The following is an 18881-nucleotide window of genomic DNA, read 5'->3' on the forward strand; positions in this document are numbered from 1 at the left end:
ATAATTGTGTTTTTCAATAACTTTGTGCTCACAAAGCATTAATGAAACCTAAATATTTCTCGATATCAACCTTATATGCTTTATTTTAAAACTATGATAAAACACACTTTGATTTCATTTATATATATCGATTCAAACTATAAATAAACGTCAACTTCGTTTTACCAAGATGACATCCATCATAGGAAAATATTCAGTTAATACGCTTCAATATTTCAAAAAAATGAAAGCGCCCGTTTCTATTCAATTGAATTTGAAACGGGCGCTTATGCGTTAATCATAGATGTTTATCTTCTATACGCTTATTTTATTAATTATTTAATTGTAGCAACTTCTATTTTAGGCGCTTCAAGTAAATAAGTTTCTACTTCTTTAAAAAATGTTTGAAAATGTTCAGATTGATTATGTGCTTCTAATGCAGCTTGATCTTTATATTTTTCTATAAAAGCAAAAGTTTGAGGTTCATTTGTATTTTCAAAGTGCGCATAATATAATGCACCTGCTTCTTGATTTGCTGCAATGACTAAGCGTTCAACCTCTGCTAAATAATTTTCTCTATGTTCTGATTTAATCTTCATTACTGCAGTTACTAAAATCATATATAACCTCCTGAGATAATCGCTCTTGCAAAGTTTGTTTATAAGAGTATTAAAGTTCTTCTTTTTCAATGATTAACGGTTGATCCGGTTTAACAAAAAACCACATAATTATTGCAAACACGACTAGGATAATAACTAATTCTAATGTCACTGTCCAACCAACAATATCAACCATCATACCTGCTAATAAAGGACTCAGCAAAGCACCGATATTGCCCCATAAATTCATCCAGCCAGATACTGAACCAGAAAAATTACGTCCTAAATCTGTAGCTGCCGCCCAACTCATTCCTGTAGCAATTCCTATTCCGCCTAAACATAATGACAACCACAGCACATTTGCTACTAAATTGTTTGTTTGAATTGACATGAATAATGAGATACAAAATACCACAAAACCGATGATTGCAATGGACGCTCTCGCAACAAATCTTGATTTTCCATTTTGTAATAGCTTATCAGAGATTGCACCGCCACATAATATTAATAAGAACATAGCAATCCATGGTGCACCTGCTGCCCAAGCCATATCAGGGTCGGTTAATTTGACATTATATTGTTCCGTTAGATATGTAGGTAACCATATTAAGAATAGTGACACAACAAATTGTACAACAAAATATTGTGCAGCCAATGCATAAAAGCTAAATCTTCTTAAGAAGATATTCCACGGCGCGTTACTTTTTTCAGTTTTTATGATATCACGGTTTTCCATAATATATTTTTTTCTGCTTCATTTACCATTTTATGTTGTTCCGGTAAATCTTTTGAAATAATAATCCATAATAATGCAATGACAATACCAATAGCACCAAAAATATAAAATACAGCTTGCCATCCAAACATATTAACGATAGCAATCGTAACTACAGGTGCAATCACTGGTCCAAAATATGAACCCGCTAACAATGCACTCGAAGCACGTCCTTTTTCACCTTTAGCAAACCAAAATAAGTTAAACACTGCATTCGAAGGATACATAGGTGCCTCACCTATACCAAATAAAAAACGTACAGCATATAATAAACCATGATTTTTAACAACACCAGTTAAAATCGTGAAAGCACTCCACCATACGAGCGCAATTGTTAACATTTTTTTAGAGCCAAATTTTTCTGCCAAAAAACCTGAAGGTACTTGCATCAACGCATACCCTAACGAGAAAAATGATGCTAATAAACCAAACTGTGTTTTCGTCAAATGTAAATCTTCCATCATAGGTCCTGCAATAATGGAAATATTTGACCTATCCATATAAGCAATTACACCTATAATGAAAAACGTAATAGCAAAATACCATCTTATATTTGTTCTTTTTTGTTCCATTTTTTTACCCACACTCTCTCCCTATTTCACTAGTCATCATATGACCTATTGTGTGCCTAGATATACCACAATATGAAATCGCTTACAACTACTTTTTTCATTTTATGATAATACCTTATTCATTCTTATGAACAGCGTACACAGTTTATGTGACAGGTATTAACACCAGTTCTTTAAAAACCTAAATCTTCACTATAATATTAGTTGAAATAAGTTTTTCTTAAATCCCTCAGTGCATTGAAATTTCAAGGCAACAAATTTATTAATTATCTTTATATTACCTTAAATATGCATTACACATTAATTTAGATTATAATACAGAAGTAATTAAAAAATACCATCATGTTTGATTAAGAAAAGGAGCGACACTTATCACCATGGAACAAATACTGACAAACTTTATAAATTCATGGGGTTATACTGCTATTGCAATATTAATCCTATTAAAAATATATTACCTTTTATTCCATCTGAAATTATTTTGACATTTGCAGGACTGATGACAGTTAAATCTGATTTATCCATACCTTTACTTTTTATCATATCTACCATTTCATCGTTAATCGGTTTAATCATACTTTATTACATCAGTAGTATCGTCTCTGAAGCACGTTTATATCGTTTTGTTGATAAATATGGAAAATGGATCAAACTCAAAGGAAAAGATATTGCTCGCGCTAATGAATGGTTTAAAAAATACGGTGCTATTGCAGTCTTTCTTTGTCGCTTTATTCCTGTTTTACGCGTATTAATCACCATACCAGCAGGCATTAATAGAATGAATATTGTATTATTTACTATTCTTTCGTTAATAGGTACTACAATTTGGAACATTGCACTCATCTTCTTAGGTAGCATGTTGAGCAACAGTTTTGATACGTTAATGAATGGCTTACACACTTATTCATATATTATGTATGTCATCATCGCTATAGCTGTCGTATATCTCTTTATTCGTATCTACAAAAAGAATCGCACACATCAATAAGTGTACGCTTTGCTTTAGTTTAAAACTTTTTACGTCATTTGCTCGTATAACTGATATCTATCTTAGCAATCAGACAAAATCCGTAGGGTTTTTGTCTGATTTTTTTATAAAAAAAGACTAACTTCCCCCTTTGAAGTTAGTCTTTCACGATCTTTAATTTCTCCCTAAAATTTTGAGCAGAAAATTTTCTATTACTTATGTGCGCTTTTAATATTTATATAATCAAAATACTACCCCTTTATCAAACTACTATGATAATGATTACTTATTACCTTTTACTATTTGACGAACTTCTTCTAAATCGCCTTCTACATCAATTTGAGGTTTCTTCGTCATTTTACTAACTAAAATAGTAACAATTAAACTTGTTAAAAATCCTGGAACAATCTCATACAAATTAAAGAAATCATTAATTTCACCTAATGGTTTAACAAACGCAATCCAAACAATTACAACAATTGCACCTGAAATCATTCCGCTGACTGCACCAGTACGACTTAAACCTTTCCAATATAAACTCATTAATACAAGTGGTCCAAATGCAGCACCAAAACCTGCCCAAGCGTTACCTACAAGATTTAAAATTGTATCATTAGGTGACCATGCAATGATAATTGAAACAATTGCAACTAAAACAACTGACATACGTCCCACAAAAACAAATTCCTTTTCATGTTTTTTTGCTGCTTCCTCACCACGGAACAATTTATAAAAATCTTCAGTTAATGAACTTGATGTCACCAATAGTTGTGACGAAATCGTACTCATAATCGCTGCTAAAATAGCTGCAAGTAAGAAACCGCCCACAAGTGGATGGAGCAATATTTGACCCATTAATATAAACAATGTTTCTGGATCCTCAAGTGTTACACCACCACGATTGACAAATGTAATACCTACAAGACCTACACCAACTGCACCCAGTAAGCTAATTGCCATCCAACCTATGCCAAAACGTCTTGCTGTCGGTAATTGTTTCACTGATTTAATAGACATAAAACGCACAATAATATGTGGTTGTCCAAAATAACCTAATCCCCAAGCAAAGAATGATATGATACCAATAACCGTTGTACCTTTAAATAAATCAAGGTTTGTCGGTTTCAAATCTGCCGCTTGCGATAAAGTATCCAATCCACTTAATTGCATCATCGCTACTATTGGTACCATGACCATAGCAATTAACATGATTACCCCTTGGAAAAAGTCTGTTAACGACACGGCTAAATATCCGCCGAAGAAAGTATACGCAATTACAATAATAGCAACTAATAATAATCCAAAATGGTAGTTTAAACCAAAAGCACTATCAAATAATTTACCACCTGCAACCATTCCAGAATGAGTATACAGTGTAAAGAACACGACAATAATACCACCTGATATAATTTTAGTCACATTTGATTGATCATCTAAACGATTTCTAAAGAAATCAGGTAATGTTATTGCATCTCCAGCTTTTTCTGTATACACACGTAATCGTGGGGCTACAACGAGATAATTTATGTATGCACCAATAGTCAGACCGATTGCCAACCATGCAGCTGATAACCCTGTCGTATAAACTTCACCGGGCAATCCCATAATCATCCAACCACTCATATCTGATGCTCCAGCAGATAATGCTGTAACATAAGGTCCTATGTTTCTACCACCTAACATATACTCACTGATATTACCTGTCGCTTGCTTATAACCGTAATATCCAATGACTAATAGCACAACAAAATACGCACCAAGCATAATATATGTCTGCCAGTTTGGATTTACTTGACTCGATAACGATGCTCCTAAAGTAAACATAAAATAAACTCCCTTTGTATAATTTTGTTACATGCACTTATTATACAAAATTTTAAAAATTTTTAAACCGCTATTTAAAAAATAGTTTTTGCAAATACATTCCAAATCACCTTCAAAACGCTCAAAACAATTGTTATTAAGCTGTTTTTATCGTTTTAAATAATATGTGTATTTTTACAATTATAGAGTTAAATACTTATTTTTCTATTTCAAAAAATGTATGTTCCCTACAACATTTACATTTATATGAGAATTTGTTTATTTGAGTAACATCGTTATTTTTAACAATTTTACCGCTTTTTTGACAAAAAAATGAAGCCATTTCCATTAATTAAAAGATAGTATAAATAATGTAATCAATACTAGACACTCACCCCAAAATTAATGCTACAATATTACACATACAATGGAAACGTTTTATTAAATAGAATGAGTAACAAAACTACCTAATTGGAGTGACATAAATAATGCATGATGCAACAGAAAAAAGTGTAAAAGAAAAATATTTAGATTTATTATCTCAACAATTTAATAACAGAGAGGAATTAGCAACTGAAATTATAAATCTTGAGTCTATTTTAGAACTTCCAAAAGGCACGGAACATTTCGTCAGCGACCTACATGGAGAATTCCATGCATTTCAACATGTATTAAGAAATGGTTCAGGAAATGTTCGTTCTAAAATCAGTGATATATTTCAAGATACTTTGACACGCCAAGAAATAAATGAATTTTCGGCACTTGTATATTATCCAGAAGAAAAATTAAAATTAATTAAAAATAGTTTCACCTCAAAAGAGCGCTTAGATGAATGGTATATCACAACGATTAATCGTCTTATCAAATTAGTCACTTATGCTTCTTCTAAATATACACGAACAAAATTACGCAAAACTTTACCTAAAAATTATATTTTTATAATAGAAGAGTTGTTATATAAAAGTAATAAATATAATAATAAACATTCATATTATCAGACACTAATGAATCAAATTATTGAACTCGAACAATCAGATGATCTGATTATCGGTCTGTCCTTTACAATTCAACATCTCGTGGTGAACCATTTACACGTTGTAGGTGATATTTATGATCGTGGTCCAGAACCTGATAAAATCATGGACACCTTAATTGACTATCCTTCTGTTGATGTACAATGGGGAAATCATGATGTCTTGTGGATTGGTGCCTATGCTGGTTCTAAAGTGTGCTTAGCAAATTTACTCAGAATTTGTGCGCGTTATGATAACTTAGACATTATTGAAGATGCTTATGGTATTAATTTACGTCCATTATTAACACTTGCTGAAAAATATTATTCAGGTGACAATCCTGCTTTCAAACCTAAAAATGCTGAAGGACTGTCTCAATCCGAAATAGAACAAATCACTAAAATTCACCAAGCAATCGCAATCATCCAATTCAAACTAGAAGCACCTATCATTAAGCGTAGACCTAACTTTGAAATGGAAGAACGATTAGTGTTGGAAAGCATCGACTATGAAAATCATACAGCCACACTTTATGGTAAAACTTATGCTTTAGAACATACTTGTTTCCAAACAATTGATCCAAGCAACCCTAACGCATTAACTGAAGATGAACACGAAGTAATAGAAAAATTATTATTATCAGTGCAACAATCTGAAAAATTAAAACGTCACATGACATTTTTAATGCAAAAAGGGAAACTTTACCTTCCTTATAATGGCAATTTGCTAATTCATGGTTGTATTCCTGTGGATGAAAATGGAGAAATGGAATCTATGGTTATTGATGGTGAAAAATGCTATGGCAGAGATTTGCTTGACCATTTCGAATACTTTGTAAGAGAGGCATTTGACCATAAAGACATACATGATGATCTAGCAACGGATCTTGTTTGGTATCTATGGACAGGTAAGTATTCGTCCTTATTTGGAAAAAGAGCAATGACAACATTTGAACGTTATTTTATTAATGATAAATCAGCACATAAAGAAACTAAAAACCCTTATTACTATTTACGTGAAGACGTAAATATGTGCAAAAAAATGTTAAAAGATTTCGGTTTAGATCCAGAAGAAGGACATATAATCAATGGCCATACACCAGTTAAAGAAATTGACGGCGAAAACCCAATCAAAGCAAATGGTAAGATGATTGTCATCGACGGTGGATTTTCAAAAGCCTACCAATCTACAACTGGTATTGCCGGCTATACTTTACTCTATAATTCTTTTGGAATGCAGCTTGTAGCACACCAACACTTTAATTCTAAAAAACATGTCTTGCTCAATGGGGCTGACGAGCTTTCTATAAGACGCGTGGTAGACAAAGAGTTAAAACGTAAAAAAATACGTGATACTAATACTGGTAAAGATATACAAGAAAAAATTGATGTGTTAAAAGTATTGATGCATGACCGATTTGTCAACTAATTTTATCCATGACTTCTTCATAAAATGATAATGAAATGATGCAGTATTCAGTGACTAAAAGTTCAAAAAAACAACGCGGCGAATGCTACGTTGTTTCATAAAAATATAGAAAACGACAATATTTATAAACGCCGTTCTCTTAAATTGTAAACTTAATCAAAGCACCATTTTCTAGGCTGTTAATCCCTAAATTCCATGGGTATGCAGCCTAGTTTTTTTAGGTTCTGCCTTTATGAATATTTTCAATTTGTTTACTCAACCTTAGAGCTGTTCCGTTCTCTCAAAAAATACAAATGTATATATGATATGAACTTTATGATTTATTTCTCGTTTCGTTTAAGATAAAATAAATCATTGTGATGTTTATTAAATAAGTATGATTACCATATGTATGGCAAGAAAGGATTCCAATTATATGTCTAGTTTAAAAGAAAGTATCATCGTTGCTTTTGCGTTTGTAGGTGTTGTTGTGGGTGCCGGCTTTGCGACGGGCCAAGAAATTTTCCAATTTTTTACTAGCAATGGTAAATTTAGTGTTTTAGGCGTTATTATCACCGGATTTATCATTACCATAGCTGGTGTATTTGTATTAAATACAGGCTACCGATTGCGTTCACACAGCCATACTGAGCCCATAAAGTTTTACCTACCTCGAACAATTGCGACAATTTTTGATATGATTTTAACACTGTTTTTACTTGCATTAGCTATGATAATGACAGCTGGTGGCGTTTCAACGATTCATGAAAATTTTGATATACCTTATGCTATTAGCGCTTTGATTTTAGTCATTATTATCTTGGCTACTTTATGCTTAAAATTTGATCGTTTAATCACTGTTTTAGGCATGGTTACACCATTTTTAATTATTATTGTATCAATAATTGCTATTTATTATTTCACTACTGGAAGTTTTGACTTTGATTCAGCGTCGCAATATGCCAATAGTGGCACACGTACAGATAAATGGTGGTGGTTTGATGCAATTAATTATGGCAGTTTGCAAGTTGCAGCTGCGTTTAGTTTTCTTTCTGTTATGGGGGGACGTATAAAATCTGAAAAGGCAACATATTTAGGTGGTATTTTAGGTGGCATGGTCATAACGTTTTTATTATTAATGTTAAACCTTGGTATGGTCACAGAATTTACAAAAATAACAAATGTAGCGTTACCGTCACTATTATTGGCAAAACAAATTTCACCTGTGATTGGTCATTTTATGGCCATTATCATGGTATTAGTGATTTATAATACAGTTGTGGGATTAATGTATGCATTTGCCTCTCGTTTCACAGAACCGTATAAACAAAATTATTATATTTTAATTATAATTATTGCAATTATTACATTTGCTACTACGTTTGTCGGTTTTATTGAGTTAATTGGAAAAGTATTTCCATTGATGGGACTCTTTGGTTTTATTTTGTTAATTCCTATATTAATCAAAGGTATCTTTTATAAATCACATTCATCATAACAAAAACCTCTAGACGAGAGTTTCAATATTATCATCATTCAATCATAATATTGAGTTGGTCTAGAGGTTTTTTATTTTGCTATCGCAGCACTTACATATCATTATATCTAATTAAATTGTTATTTATTCATCTTCTAATAATGATTGGCCCGCAATAATGCCTTCACGTGTCAACTCGTGACTATTCACCCATATTTGTTTAACTGTTGCGCCAGCTTGATTAAAGATATCAATCACATGTTGACTATCCTGAACAGAAACGATAGGGTCATTTTCACCCATTGATAATAATACCTTAGAATTGGATAAATCTTTGTCATTTACTGACTCTAAAGGATATAAAGGTGCGTAAAGTAGTGCTTTGTTAAATGAAATATCTGGGTGTAACATCATGCTTATCGCAATATTAGAACCATTAGAGAAGCCTACTGGTATAGCTTGGGTCAAATCAAAATGATACGTTTTAGCCGCTTCTTTTAAAAATCGTATTAAATTGTTTGTTCTATATTTCAAATCTTCAACATCATATTGTCCTTCACCATATCTCTTGAAGAAACGATTCATACCATTTTCCGAAACTTCTCCTCTTACACTTAGTACATTATAACTTGCATTTAATGCTTGTGCTAAAGGTAAAAGATCATGTTCATCTCCACCTGTGCCATGTAATAAAATAAAAGTTGGACCGTTTAAATCACCTTGTTTAAAAATGTGTTCCATTATTTATCATCTCCTTTTTAATATACTTATATTCGAATAGGTGGTAATAATTTCAATAATGCTTCTCTTTGTTCCTCATATTGTGGCGGTAACATAAGATGTGTACCCAAGTCTTCAAATCGTTCATCTATCGTAAATCCTGGTCCTTCAGTAGCAAACTCAAAAATAATGCCACCACGTTCTTTCATGTAAATAGCATTAAAATAATTGCGATCTTTCACTTCCGTTACATGATAGCCCTTGTCTTTCATTTTCATTTGCCAAGCTTTGTGTTCCTCATCATTAGGTACTGACCATGCAATATGATGCACGACACCAACACCCCATCGTACACGCACATCGGTAACTTCTTTTTGAACTATCACATGGTGTCGCCATTCTCCTTTAGTTTCAAGGTGAATATGACGCTCATTTTCATCTATTAGCTCTAACCCCATATCCTCATTTAATGTTCGTACTGTTTGATATGGCTCAATTGATAGCATGCTAACACCATGAAAACCTATAATATTTTCTCGACTATCGTACGTATGCGCTTCATCAGCTTCCACAAGTGCTAATGGTAACGCATGTGTATCTGAAAATTCGACCGTAGCTTTATTAAATAATTGTGTTCTCGCAGTTTCTATCCCATGTGATTGCAAATGTTTTTCCCAATCTTCCAATGATCCTTTAGGCACTCGAAATGCTATACGTTGAACCTGACCAGAACCGATACGTCCTTTATAATTGTTGGGCCAATTAAAAAATGTCAATATTGTTCCATTATCCACATTGCCATTCGCAAAATATAGATGGTACGTGGAAGGATCATCAAAATTCACTGTTTTCTTAATTAATTTTAAATTGAGTATATTTCTATAAAATTGAATATTCTCTTCTGGATTACCTACAATCGCCGAAATATGATGAATATGACTAATATCTTCCATAAAATAACTACCCTCTCACTTTTTAATATTAAGATTTAAGCAATCTCACAATTTAATGTGAACGTCTTGTATCAAATGGACGCACTTCTGATTCTATATAATCACGTTTTTCTTCTAAAAATGGTGGTAATGCAAGGCTTTCGCCCAATGTTTCATATGGTTCATCTCCCATAAATCCAGGTCCATCTGTAGAAACTTCAATCAAAATATGACCAATACGTGCATATAATGCTTCAAAATAAAATCTATCTACTAAGCCTGAGTTACCAATACCATACTGTTCATATTTTTCTAACCATTTAGATATTGCCTCATGATCTTTTAATCTGAATGAAACATGATGCACTTCACCATAACCTTGTCTTGCTTCTGGTCCAGTTGCATCTTTTCTTAAAAAGACTTGGCCACCATTACCACCTTCACCTACTTCTAATACTGCAACGTTTTCTTCTTCTATAATTGTTGTCATACCAAATATATCTTCTAAAATCTTTTTAAAGTCTTCAAAATAACTAACAGTTATTTCAATTGGGCCTAGACCATAAATCGCTTTATCTGTTGGTACTGGGCCTTCTTTCCATGGTTGACCAGCTGCCACACCTTTATTGTTTTCATCTGAGATTAATTGATAACTTTGTCCATCTGCTTCTTCAAAAGGCAATACCTTTTTACCAAATAATGTTTGAATGCCTTCATGTTTAATATTATATTCATTAAATCTTTGTTCATAATATGCTAACGCAGCATCATCAGGCACACGAAATGACGGACGTGTAATTGAATTTGTACCAGAATGCCCTTGAGGAACATTAGGAAAATCAAAAAATGTCATATCTGTACCTGGAGAACCAACATCATCTGCAAAGAATGTATGATAAGTATATATATCATCTTGGTTTACAGTCTTTTTCACAAGTCTCATTCCTAATACTTCAGTAAAAAATTTATAGTTTCGTTCAGCATCATCTGTGATTGCTGTTACATGGTGTATTCCTAATAATTGAGTGTTTGTCATAATAAAACTCCTTTTTCCATTATATTTATCTCGATTTCGAAGTAATTTTGAATAAAATTTTTAAGTGCTACGACTTATTGATAGGTTGAGCACTTAATTTTTTTAAAGCTTGTTGCAATGTTGCTAATTCTTCGTTTGACAATACTGAGAAAGTTGATTCTAACGTAGCTGCATGTTCTGGAAATATATCATTCATCAATGCATGTCCTTCTTCTGTAATTGAAGCATTCGTTACGCGCTTATCTTGTATATTTCGAATTCTTACTACATATCCTTTTGCTTCTAACTTATCAACGACATAAGTGATACTGCTACTCGCAATTAAAACTCTGTCACCAATACGTTGTATCGGCTGATCACCTTTATTATATAATAACTCTAAAACTGCAAACTCCGTTATATTCAAACCATAACGTTGAATATCATTTCTGACGATTTGTTCTAAATGATCTACGGTTCGATTTAAACCAATAAAGATATTCAATGACTCTTTAGTACGATTCATTGCATCACCAACTTTCAATTTATTTCGATTTCGAGATAAATTATAATACCCTTTTGAACATAAGTCAACACATTAAGTATAAAAAATATACTAACATCCGATTACTTAACAAAACCAAAGTTTTATGATTATTTCTCAAACCGTTTCTTCTGCTCAAATAAGTGGTATATATAATAGTGTGGAGGTGTCGTAATGAATAAATTATTTATAAACAACCAATTTGTAGAAAGTGAGTCTAATGACACAATGAATGTCATTAATCCTGCGACAGAAGAAATCATAGACACAATTACATTTGCGACTAAAGACGAAGTAAATTCAGCTGTGGAAAATCTAAACATGCACAATTAGAATGGGAAAAGGTCCCTCAACCAACACGTGCTGACCATGTAAAAATGCTAATTCCGTTATTAGAAGAACATAAAGAAAAAATTGCAAAATTATATGTTCAAGAACAAGGTAAAACACTCAATTCAGCAATCGGTGAAATAAACAAGGCAATACACTTTATAGATTATATGACAAGTCAAAGTATGAATAGCAAAGGTGAAGTGATTCAAAATAGTCGTGAAAATGAGACGATACAATTAACTAAAAAACCTATTGGTGTGACAGCAGGTATCGTACCATGGAATGCACCCATCATGGTATTAATGAGAAAGGTCATTCCTGCTATAATCTCAGGTTGTTCTGTAACAATAAAACCTAGTGAAGAAACATCATTAGTAACTTTAAAAATTGCAGAATTGTTCCGACAATCAACGATTCCTGCGGGTCTTATTCAAATTGTTCCTGGTAAAGGAGAAACGGTAGGTACACAATTAGCAGAACATCCAGATATACAATTAATATCAATCACAGGTAGTATGCGCGCGGGTAAGTCCGTTTATGCCAAAAGTGCCCAAACGGTTAAAAAAGTTAATCTTGAACTTGGCGGTAATGCGCCTGTAATAGTGACACCAAATGCCAATTTAAATAAGGCAGTTGATTACATTGTGGCTGCTAGAATTAATAACGCAGGACAAGTATGTACTTGTCCTGAACGCATCTTTGTTCATCATGATATTCACGAAACTTTCATTAACAAACTAAAAGATAAAATGGAGACTTTAAATGTAGGCGATCCATTCGATGATCAAACTGATTTCGGTGCAATTATCAATCAAAAACAATTAGCAAGCATAGATGAAAAAGTTCAAAAGGCAATTCAAAATGGGGCTCAATTAATTACAGGTGGCAGCATCATAAATCGTTCTGGTTATTTTTATGAACCAACGATTTTAGACCAAGTTAATCCAGACGACGAAGCTTTTAAAGAAGAAATTTTCGGCCCTGTACTACCTATAATTAAATATTCTGATTTTGAAGCAGCTATTGAACACGCCAATCACACAAATGCCGGTTTATCATCTTATATATTTTCAGAAGATTTAAAAGAAGTAATGACAGCAACTGAACGTCTTAAATTTGGTGAGGTTTATGCAAATTGTGAAGCAGAAGAAGTTGTGAATGGATATCATGCTGGTTGGAGAGAGTCAGGTATTGGAGGCGCTGATGGTATTCGTGGGCTTGAAGAATATTATAATACAACAGTGTCTTACATCAGATATGATTAATAATGTTAATTATTGAAAAATACAAAACATGTTGAAATGACTAAATGTATATTAAAAAACGATGATGGTACTTTCTATCACAAAATCAAAAGAGGTTGGGACAAATTTTTTGTCTCAACCTCTTATCTTTATATTAAAATTACTCATTAAGTGCTTTATTTAATGACTTCATATTTTCTTTCATTAAAGATTGATAAGATATTTGCTTATCCTCTATATCTTCTTTTGATAAGGTTGCCATATTATGAAATTTTAGCGGGGTTGTATTAGATTCTTTTTGAATAACATTTGTAACTTTAGATGTTATATTTTGTTCATATAATACATAAGGTTGTTTAGTTTTATTTATATTTTGAACGATATTCATGAGTTCACGTTGACTAGGTTCTTCATTATTCATGCCACTAACACCTTGCTGTTTAAAATGATAGCGATTTGCAAGATAACCTATAGAGTCATGAGAAATTATGGCTGTATCACGTTTAGGATGTTGTGTGATTCGCTTCATCTCATGATCAATTTCATTCATATCCTTTATCAAATGATTATAATTACGCGTGTAATACGTTTTGTGCTTAGGATCCTTCTCGATCAAATCATTTTTAATCACCTTAGCAAATTTTTTATTTAACACCGGATCTAGCCATACATGTGGATCTTCCCCCCCATGATTATGGCTTTCATGTGTTTCATGATGTTCATGTTCGTCATGATCGTCATGTGCTTCATGATTTGAAATTAAATCATGGTGATCAAGGTGTGCAGCAACAGGTAACTTCAAATTATTATTTTTAATTGAACTTGCAACTTTCTTGGCAACGGGATCCATTTCTTCATTCGAATAGATAAACAAGTCACTTTTAGCGATATTAATCATTTCTTTTTGTGTCGGTTCAAAAGAGTGCATATCTGCACCAGGTGGATAAATCGAATCAACTTCTACATATTTGCCTCCAATCTGATTAGTGAAACTTTGGAATGCAAAGGCTGTCGTATATATTTTTAATCTATTGTTCGAACTGACGTCTTTTTTCTCAGAATTTATATTTCCGCATGCACTTAACAATACGATGAATATACAGGTCAGAATAAGTAACATAATTTTTTTCAAAAAACGCCCCTCCAAATCGAAATTATTCCGTTAAAACTATAAACTTATTTTCACATTTTTTCAATGGTTTTTTATTATTCTTCAATTTTTACTAACATCATTTATGTTTGAAATATATGCTTAATTTTAAAATTTGTTTAACTTAAGGCAAAATGTGATATTAAATATATATGATGTTAATAACATGGAGGTGTTAGAATGGCGGAAATCAAACAAGGTACAAATAAATTTTATGTAGGCGATAACGAAGATAATCCACAAGCGGAGATTACATTTCAATCTCAAGGTGACAACCATATAATCATTGACCATACAGGTGTACCAGATGAACTTGGTGGTCAAGGTTTAGGTTCACAACTTGTAAAATCAGTAGTTGACTATGCACGTGATAACAATTTAAAAGTCTCCGCGACATGCCCTTTTGCTAAGTCAGTTATTGAGAAAAAACCAGAATTTCAAGATGTATATGCAGATTAATTAGGTGTCTACAACCTTTTCAAAGTCCAAAATAAATTTGGATATAAAACATCTTAAACTAAATCATCATTTTGAATGAGCCTGGGATGAATCAGTAGTCCCCCAGGCTCATTTGCTTTGTTTATTCTTTAAACCTACATTCGATTCTAATACATAACGAACGCACTTCCATAATTATAAAATATAGAGCTACCTCAATAGTTCTTTGACTGCACCCCTTTTATTTTGGCTTTTGATTGTTTAGTTTCATTTAAATTTTGTAATAACGTTAATTTCCATACTTCATTGATTTTGTTCAAAAATGGGTAATTTAACCATTTTGTAATGCATACATATTATAATAAATACCATTTTTTTTAATCAGCGTTTCATGTGTACCTTGCTCTACAATTTCTCCGTGATTTAATACAAGTATTTTATCTGCATCCTGAATCGTAGAAAGTCTGTGCGCAATGGCTAAAGTGGTTCTTCCCTTTCTCATTGTATTCAAAGATTGTTGTATTTGTTCCTCTGTTTCAGAATCAATGTTTGCTGTCGCTTCATCTAAAATAAGTATTTTAGGATTTGTAGCAATTGTTCTTGCAAATGCTATCAATTGTCGTTCGCCACTTGAAAATGAGCTTCCTTTTTCAATCACTCTATGTTGATACTGACCTGACAATTTTTCAATAAAATGATGCGCATGTACAAATTCTGCTGCAGCTTTTACTTGTTCAAATGTCATCGTTGGATGATACAGTTTAATATTTGATGCAACCGTACCATAAAATATAAATGCGTCTTGAAGCACTAGCCCTATTTTCTGTTTTAATTCTTGTTTAGGGATTGTTTTTATTGAATGTCCATCCACATTAATGCTCCCTCGTTCAAATTCATAAAAACGCATAAACAAGTTTATAATTGAACTCTTCCCAGAACCCGTATGACCAACAAGAGCTACCATTTCACCAGGATTAACGGTAAAATTAATATTCTTTAATACATCTGTCTTTCCGTCATAGCTAAAACTGACTTCTCTAAATTCAATCTTTCCTTCTTTAATTGTGTACGATGGTACAGGTTGTTGTTCAGGTTCGTATGTGTCATCATCAATTAAAGTAAATACCCTACTCGCTGAAACTAAAGCTTGTTGCAAAATATTTAATTTTTGACTCACTTGACTAATTGGTTCAAAAAACCGTTCCATATATTGAACAAATGCAAATACAACGCCAGCCGTAATACCTGTCGTAAAGCTAATGATACCAAAATATCCCAAAATCATAACTACCGCAAAAATAGCTAGAGAACTTATTGCAGGTCTCAATAATAAACTATCAAGTTTCACAGTTTTTAACATATATTGATAATGTTCATCATTAATACGATTGAATTCACTGTTTAATCTTTTTTCTTGGTTAAACGCCTGTATTATCTTCATGCCTTCTATAGACTCTGCTAATTTTGTATTTAAATCGGACAATTTTTGTCTAGATTTTGCAAATAAAACAGCTGAGTATTTACGATAACTCGCAAGAATAAATATAATAACTGGTAAAAATATTAAAGATATTAAAGCCAATCTCATCTCTAAAATAAACATCATTATATAACTAGAAATCATCATAAAAAAGGCTATAAGAAATGTTGAAAATACGCCTATAATCATATCAACAATTGTCTCAGTGTCATTCGTTAACCTAGAGACTATACTACCACCTGATACCTTATCAAAATATTTCATTCCCAATTTACCTAATTTATTAAAAGCGTCAATTCTTAATTGTTGGATCACTTTAAAAGCAAGATATTGAAAAAGATATTGGCTTAAATACATTGTTACTGCACCTATTATTTGAATACTAATAAAGATAATCATCAGCCATATCATTGCTTGTTGGGGAAAAACGCGTGGCGTAAGATAATCATCAATAAATACTTTCACTAAGTAAGGCGTCAACATACTTGCAATCGTTGATATTGTTAACGTTAAAAATGCTAAAGCAATAGTTCCTTTATAAGGGGTCGTATACTTAAATAACCTAATCAAAGCCTGAGCTTGATCTTTTGCAGTTAAATTAACTTTCTCAACCATTGGTATCGTCCCCTTTCGTTAAGTCATCTAAATTACGCGTGAGCTTTTGTTGTAAAGCTTGAGCTCGATATGTTTCGTAATACCATCCTTTTTGATTCATCAAAGTAGAATGTGTGCCCTTTTCCACAATCGTTCCTTTATCCATAACAATAATTTCATCCGCTTGTTTCACAGCACTCATCCGATGCGCAGTAATAATATTAGTTTTTCCTTTTCTTATTTTTTTAAATTGCTTAGTATCACTTCTTCGGTTTTGGCATCTACTGCAGAAAGGGAATCATCAAGTATTAATACCTCTGGGTCTATTAATAGCGCTCTCGCAATGGATATTCTTTGTTTTTGTCCTCCTGACAATGATACGCCTCTTTCACCTACCACTGTTTGATATTGATCAGGAAAAGATAATATATCTTCATGAATATCACTTGCTTGACTTGCTGCAAATATTTGATTATCACCTATTTTTTCATTACTAAATGCAATATTATTACGAATTGAAGTTGAAAATAAAAAGTGTTCCTGTGGTACATATCCAAACTGATTTCTCAAAAGCTGTACATTATAATCTCGAATAGGATGCTCACCATATGTGATTTCATGCGTTTCTTTTGTATCATACTCTCTAAGTAGCAATCTAATCAGCGTACTTTTCCCTGAACCAGTTCTTCCAACGATGCCTACAGTAGTACCCTCCCTAACTTCAAAATGTACATTATAGATACCTTCTTTCGAATCACCCGGGAAATTAAATTCCTTAATATTAAAATCAATATTTCCAAAGGGTCTAGTGTTAAGTTTATAATCTGTATCTATATCATTAGGGGTATTTTCTATTTCTTCAATTCGTTCATATGATGCCTTTGCCCTTTGAACGATATTAAAAAATAGTCCTAGTGCTAATAATGGCCAAACGAGCATCCCTAAATATGTCGTGAACGTAATCAGTTGACCAAGTGTGATTGTATTATTAAAAACCAATTTTGCACCAAATACGATTGATAAAAAGTAACTCATTCCTATCACTAATGTGATTGTTGGATCAAATAATGCATCAATTTTCGAAACTTTTAAATTTTTATCAACCACATCATCACTTAAATCTTTAAAATCTTGTTGGTCACTCGCTTCATAACCGAATGTCTTAGTTACTTTGATACCAGCAACACTTTCTTGAGTCTTATCGTTCAATCTACTAAACGCTGCTTGTGCTTTTTTAAATCCTTTACTAAGTAACGATCCATAAAAACTTGTTAACAATACCATAAAAGGTAGTGGTATCATTGCAATCAATGTTAATTTCCAGCTTACTGTTACAGCCATTGTGATCACCACTGTTCCACCAGTTATCAAAGAATCTGCAATCATCAATATTCCAGCACCCGCGGCATTTTGCACTGCTCTTATATCATTAGTTGCATGTGCCATTAAATCACCAGTTCTTCGATTTTGATAAAAGATAGCACTCATAACTGTATACTTTTTATATAAATATGTTCTTAATATTTGCCCCAACTTTTGACTAGTTCCAAATATTGATAATCTCCATATATACCTTAATACATAAGTTAAAATTGCTACCAATACTAATACCAAAAGATAAATCATTAATAGTTTAGGCGTTAATTTGTTTCCCACCATATCGTCAATAGTCTTACCTATAATCTGTGGAGGTAAAATTTCAATTAAAGCAATTAAAAATAATGTACTCAATCCAATAAGATAACTGCCTTTATGTTGTTTGAAAAACCATCCCAATTTCCAAAAAACTTGCATACGCTCACCCCACTCCATCCTCCAAATTGTCCATGTTCACATATT

11 protein-coding genes and 4 pseudogenes are annotated in these 18881 nt (G+C 32.5%); 5 read left to right on the top strand and 10 right to left on the bottom strand.

The genetic code is table 11. From position 1 onward, the window contains the following. Positions 1-314: 314 nt before the first annotated feature. Together CD032_RS08060 and CD032_RS08065 are read right to left on the bottom strand one after the other, a co-directional pair. Positions 315-599 carry a putative quinol monooxygenase gene (locus CD032_RS08060; RefSeq protein WP_019470065.1) on the bottom strand — a complete coding sequence of 95 codons (285 nt, stop codon included), beginning with the start codon at positions 597-599 and terminating at the stop codon, positions 315-317. Positions 600-648: 49 nt separating this feature from the next. Beyond that, positions 649-1925, bottom strand: a pseudogene (locus tag CD032_RS08065) (pyruvate MFS transporter). A gap of 377 nt (positions 1926-2302) precedes the next feature. On the opposite strand from CD032_RS08065, the pseudogene uptA reads away from it, so the two are divergent. Then, positions 2303-2913: pseudogene (uptA, locus tag CD032_RS08070) on the top strand (undecaprenyl phosphate transporter UptA). 261 nt (positions 2914-3174) lie between these two features. Here the strand turns inward: uptA and putP are convergent. Beyond that, positions 3175-4716 carry a sodium/proline symporter PutP gene (putP, locus tag CD032_RS08075; protein ID WP_019470064.1) on the bottom strand — a complete coding sequence of 514 codons (1542 nt, stop codon included), beginning with the start codon at positions 4714-4716 and terminating at the stop codon, positions 3175-3177. Positions 4717-5183: 467 nt separating this feature from the next. Between putP and CD032_RS08080 the strand changes: the two genes are divergently transcribed. Then, positions 5184-7136: a fructose-bisphosphatase class III gene (locus tag CD032_RS08080; RefSeq protein ID WP_040029774.1), complete on the top strand. Its 1953-nt coding sequence runs from the start codon at positions 5184-5186 to the stop codon at positions 7134-7136. A 415-nt stretch (positions 7137-7551) separates the two neighbouring features. Further along, on the top strand, positions 7552-8613 hold the full coding sequence (locus CD032_RS08085; protein ID WP_019470062.1) for a YkvI family membrane protein: 1062 nt from the start codon (positions 7552-7554) through the stop codon (positions 8611-8613). 123 nt (positions 8614-8736) lie between these two features. On the opposite strand, the gene mhqD is transcribed toward CD032_RS08085, so the two are convergent. From mhqD to CD032_RS08105, 4 genes are all read right to left on the bottom strand, one after another. Further along, positions 8737-9333, bottom strand: a complete 597-nt coding sequence (gene mhqD, locus CD032_RS08090) for a methylhydroquinone degradation carboxylesterase MhqD (protein WP_019470061.1) — start codon at positions 9331-9333, stop codon at positions 8737-8739. Positions 9334-9359: 26 nt separating this feature from the next. Further along, positions 9360-10265, bottom strand: coding sequence for a VOC family protein (locus CD032_RS08095; RefSeq protein ID WP_019470060.1), 906 nt, complete (start codon positions 10263-10265; stop codon positions 9360-9362). 52 nt (positions 10266-10317) lie between these two features. Further along, positions 10318-11280 (bottom strand): ring-cleaving dioxygenase MhqE, encoded by a 963-nt coding sequence (mhqE, locus tag CD032_RS08100; RefSeq protein ID WP_019470059.1) that lies wholly within the window; start codon positions 11278-11280, stop codon positions 10318-10320. 67 nt (positions 11281-11347) lie between these two features. Further along, on the bottom strand, positions 11348-11785 hold the full coding sequence (locus CD032_RS08105) for a MarR family winged helix-turn-helix transcriptional regulator (protein WP_026034835.1): 438 nt from the start codon (positions 11783-11785) through the stop codon (positions 11348-11350). Between the two features lie 192 nt (positions 11786-11977). Here CD032_RS08105 and aldA point away from each other — a divergent pair. Beyond that, positions 11978-13401: pseudogene (aldA, locus tag CD032_RS08110) on the top strand (aldehyde dehydrogenase). A gap of 139 nt (positions 13402-13540) precedes the next feature. Here aldA and CD032_RS08115 read toward each other — a convergent pair. Then, positions 13541-14512: a metal ABC transporter solute-binding protein, Zn/Mn family gene (locus CD032_RS08115; RefSeq protein ID WP_019470057.1), complete on the bottom strand. Its 972-nt coding sequence runs from the start codon at positions 14510-14512 to the stop codon at positions 13541-13543. A 198-nt stretch (positions 14513-14710) separates the two neighbouring features. Between CD032_RS08115 and CD032_RS08120 the strand changes: the two genes are divergently transcribed. Further along, positions 14711-14989, top strand: coding sequence for a GNAT family N-acetyltransferase (locus CD032_RS08120; RefSeq protein ID WP_019470056.1), 279 nt, complete (start codon positions 14711-14713; stop codon positions 14987-14989). 310 nt (positions 14990-15299) lie between these two features. On the opposite strand, the gene CD032_RS08125 is transcribed toward CD032_RS08120, so the two are convergent. After that, positions 15300-17063, bottom strand: coding sequence for an ABC transporter ATP-binding protein (locus CD032_RS08125; RefSeq protein WP_019470055.1), 1764 nt, complete (start codon positions 17061-17063; stop codon positions 15300-15302). Beyond that, positions 17056-18836, bottom strand: a pseudogene (locus tag CD032_RS08130) (ABC transporter ATP-binding protein). The gene CD032_RS08125 and the pseudogene CD032_RS08130 overlap by 8 nt, the downstream one beginning before the upstream one ends. Positions 18837-18881: the final 45 nt, after the last annotated feature.

The sequence above is a fragment of the Staphylococcus cohnii subsp. cohnii genome (assembly GCF_002902365.1).
GTDB lineage: Bacteria > Bacillota > Bacilli > Staphylococcales > Staphylococcaceae > Staphylococcus > Staphylococcus cohnii.

Coding starts and splice junctions, on each gene's coding strand:
- mhqD (WP_019470061.1), bottom strand. CDS start 9,333: ATGGAACACATTTTTAAACAAGGTGATTTAAACGGTCCAACTTTTATT.
- CD032_RS08060 (WP_019470065.1), bottom strand. CDS start 599: ATGATTTTAGTAACTGCAGTAATGAAGATTAAATCAGAACATAGAGAA.
- CD032_RS08125 (WP_019470055.1), bottom strand. CDS start 17,063: ATGGTTGAGAAAGTTAATTTAACTGCAAAAGATCAAGCTCAGGCTTTG.
- mhqE (WP_019470059.1), bottom strand. CDS start 11,280: ATGACAAACACTCAATTATTAGGAATACACCATGTAACAGCAATCACA.
- putP (WP_019470064.1), bottom strand. CDS start 4,716: ATGTTTACTTTAGGAGCATCGTTATCGAGTCAAGTAAATCCAAACTGG.
- CD032_RS08080 (WP_040029774.1), top strand. CDS start 5,184: ATGCATGATGCAACAGAAAAAAGTGTAAAAGAAAAATATTTAGATTTA.
- CD032_RS08085 (WP_019470062.1), top strand. CDS start 7,552: ATGTCTAGTTTAAAAGAAAGTATCATCGTTGCTTTTGCGTTTGTAGGT.
- CD032_RS08120 (WP_019470056.1), top strand. CDS start 14,711: ATGGCGGAAATCAAACAAGGTACAAATAAATTTTATGTAGGCGATAAC.
- CD032_RS08095 (WP_019470060.1), bottom strand. CDS start 10,265: ATGGAAGATATTAGTCATATTCATCATATTTCGGCGATTGTAGGTAAT.
- CD032_RS08105 (WP_026034835.1), bottom strand. CDS start 11,785: ATGAATCGTACTAAAGAGTCATTGAATATCTTTATTGGTTTAAATCGA.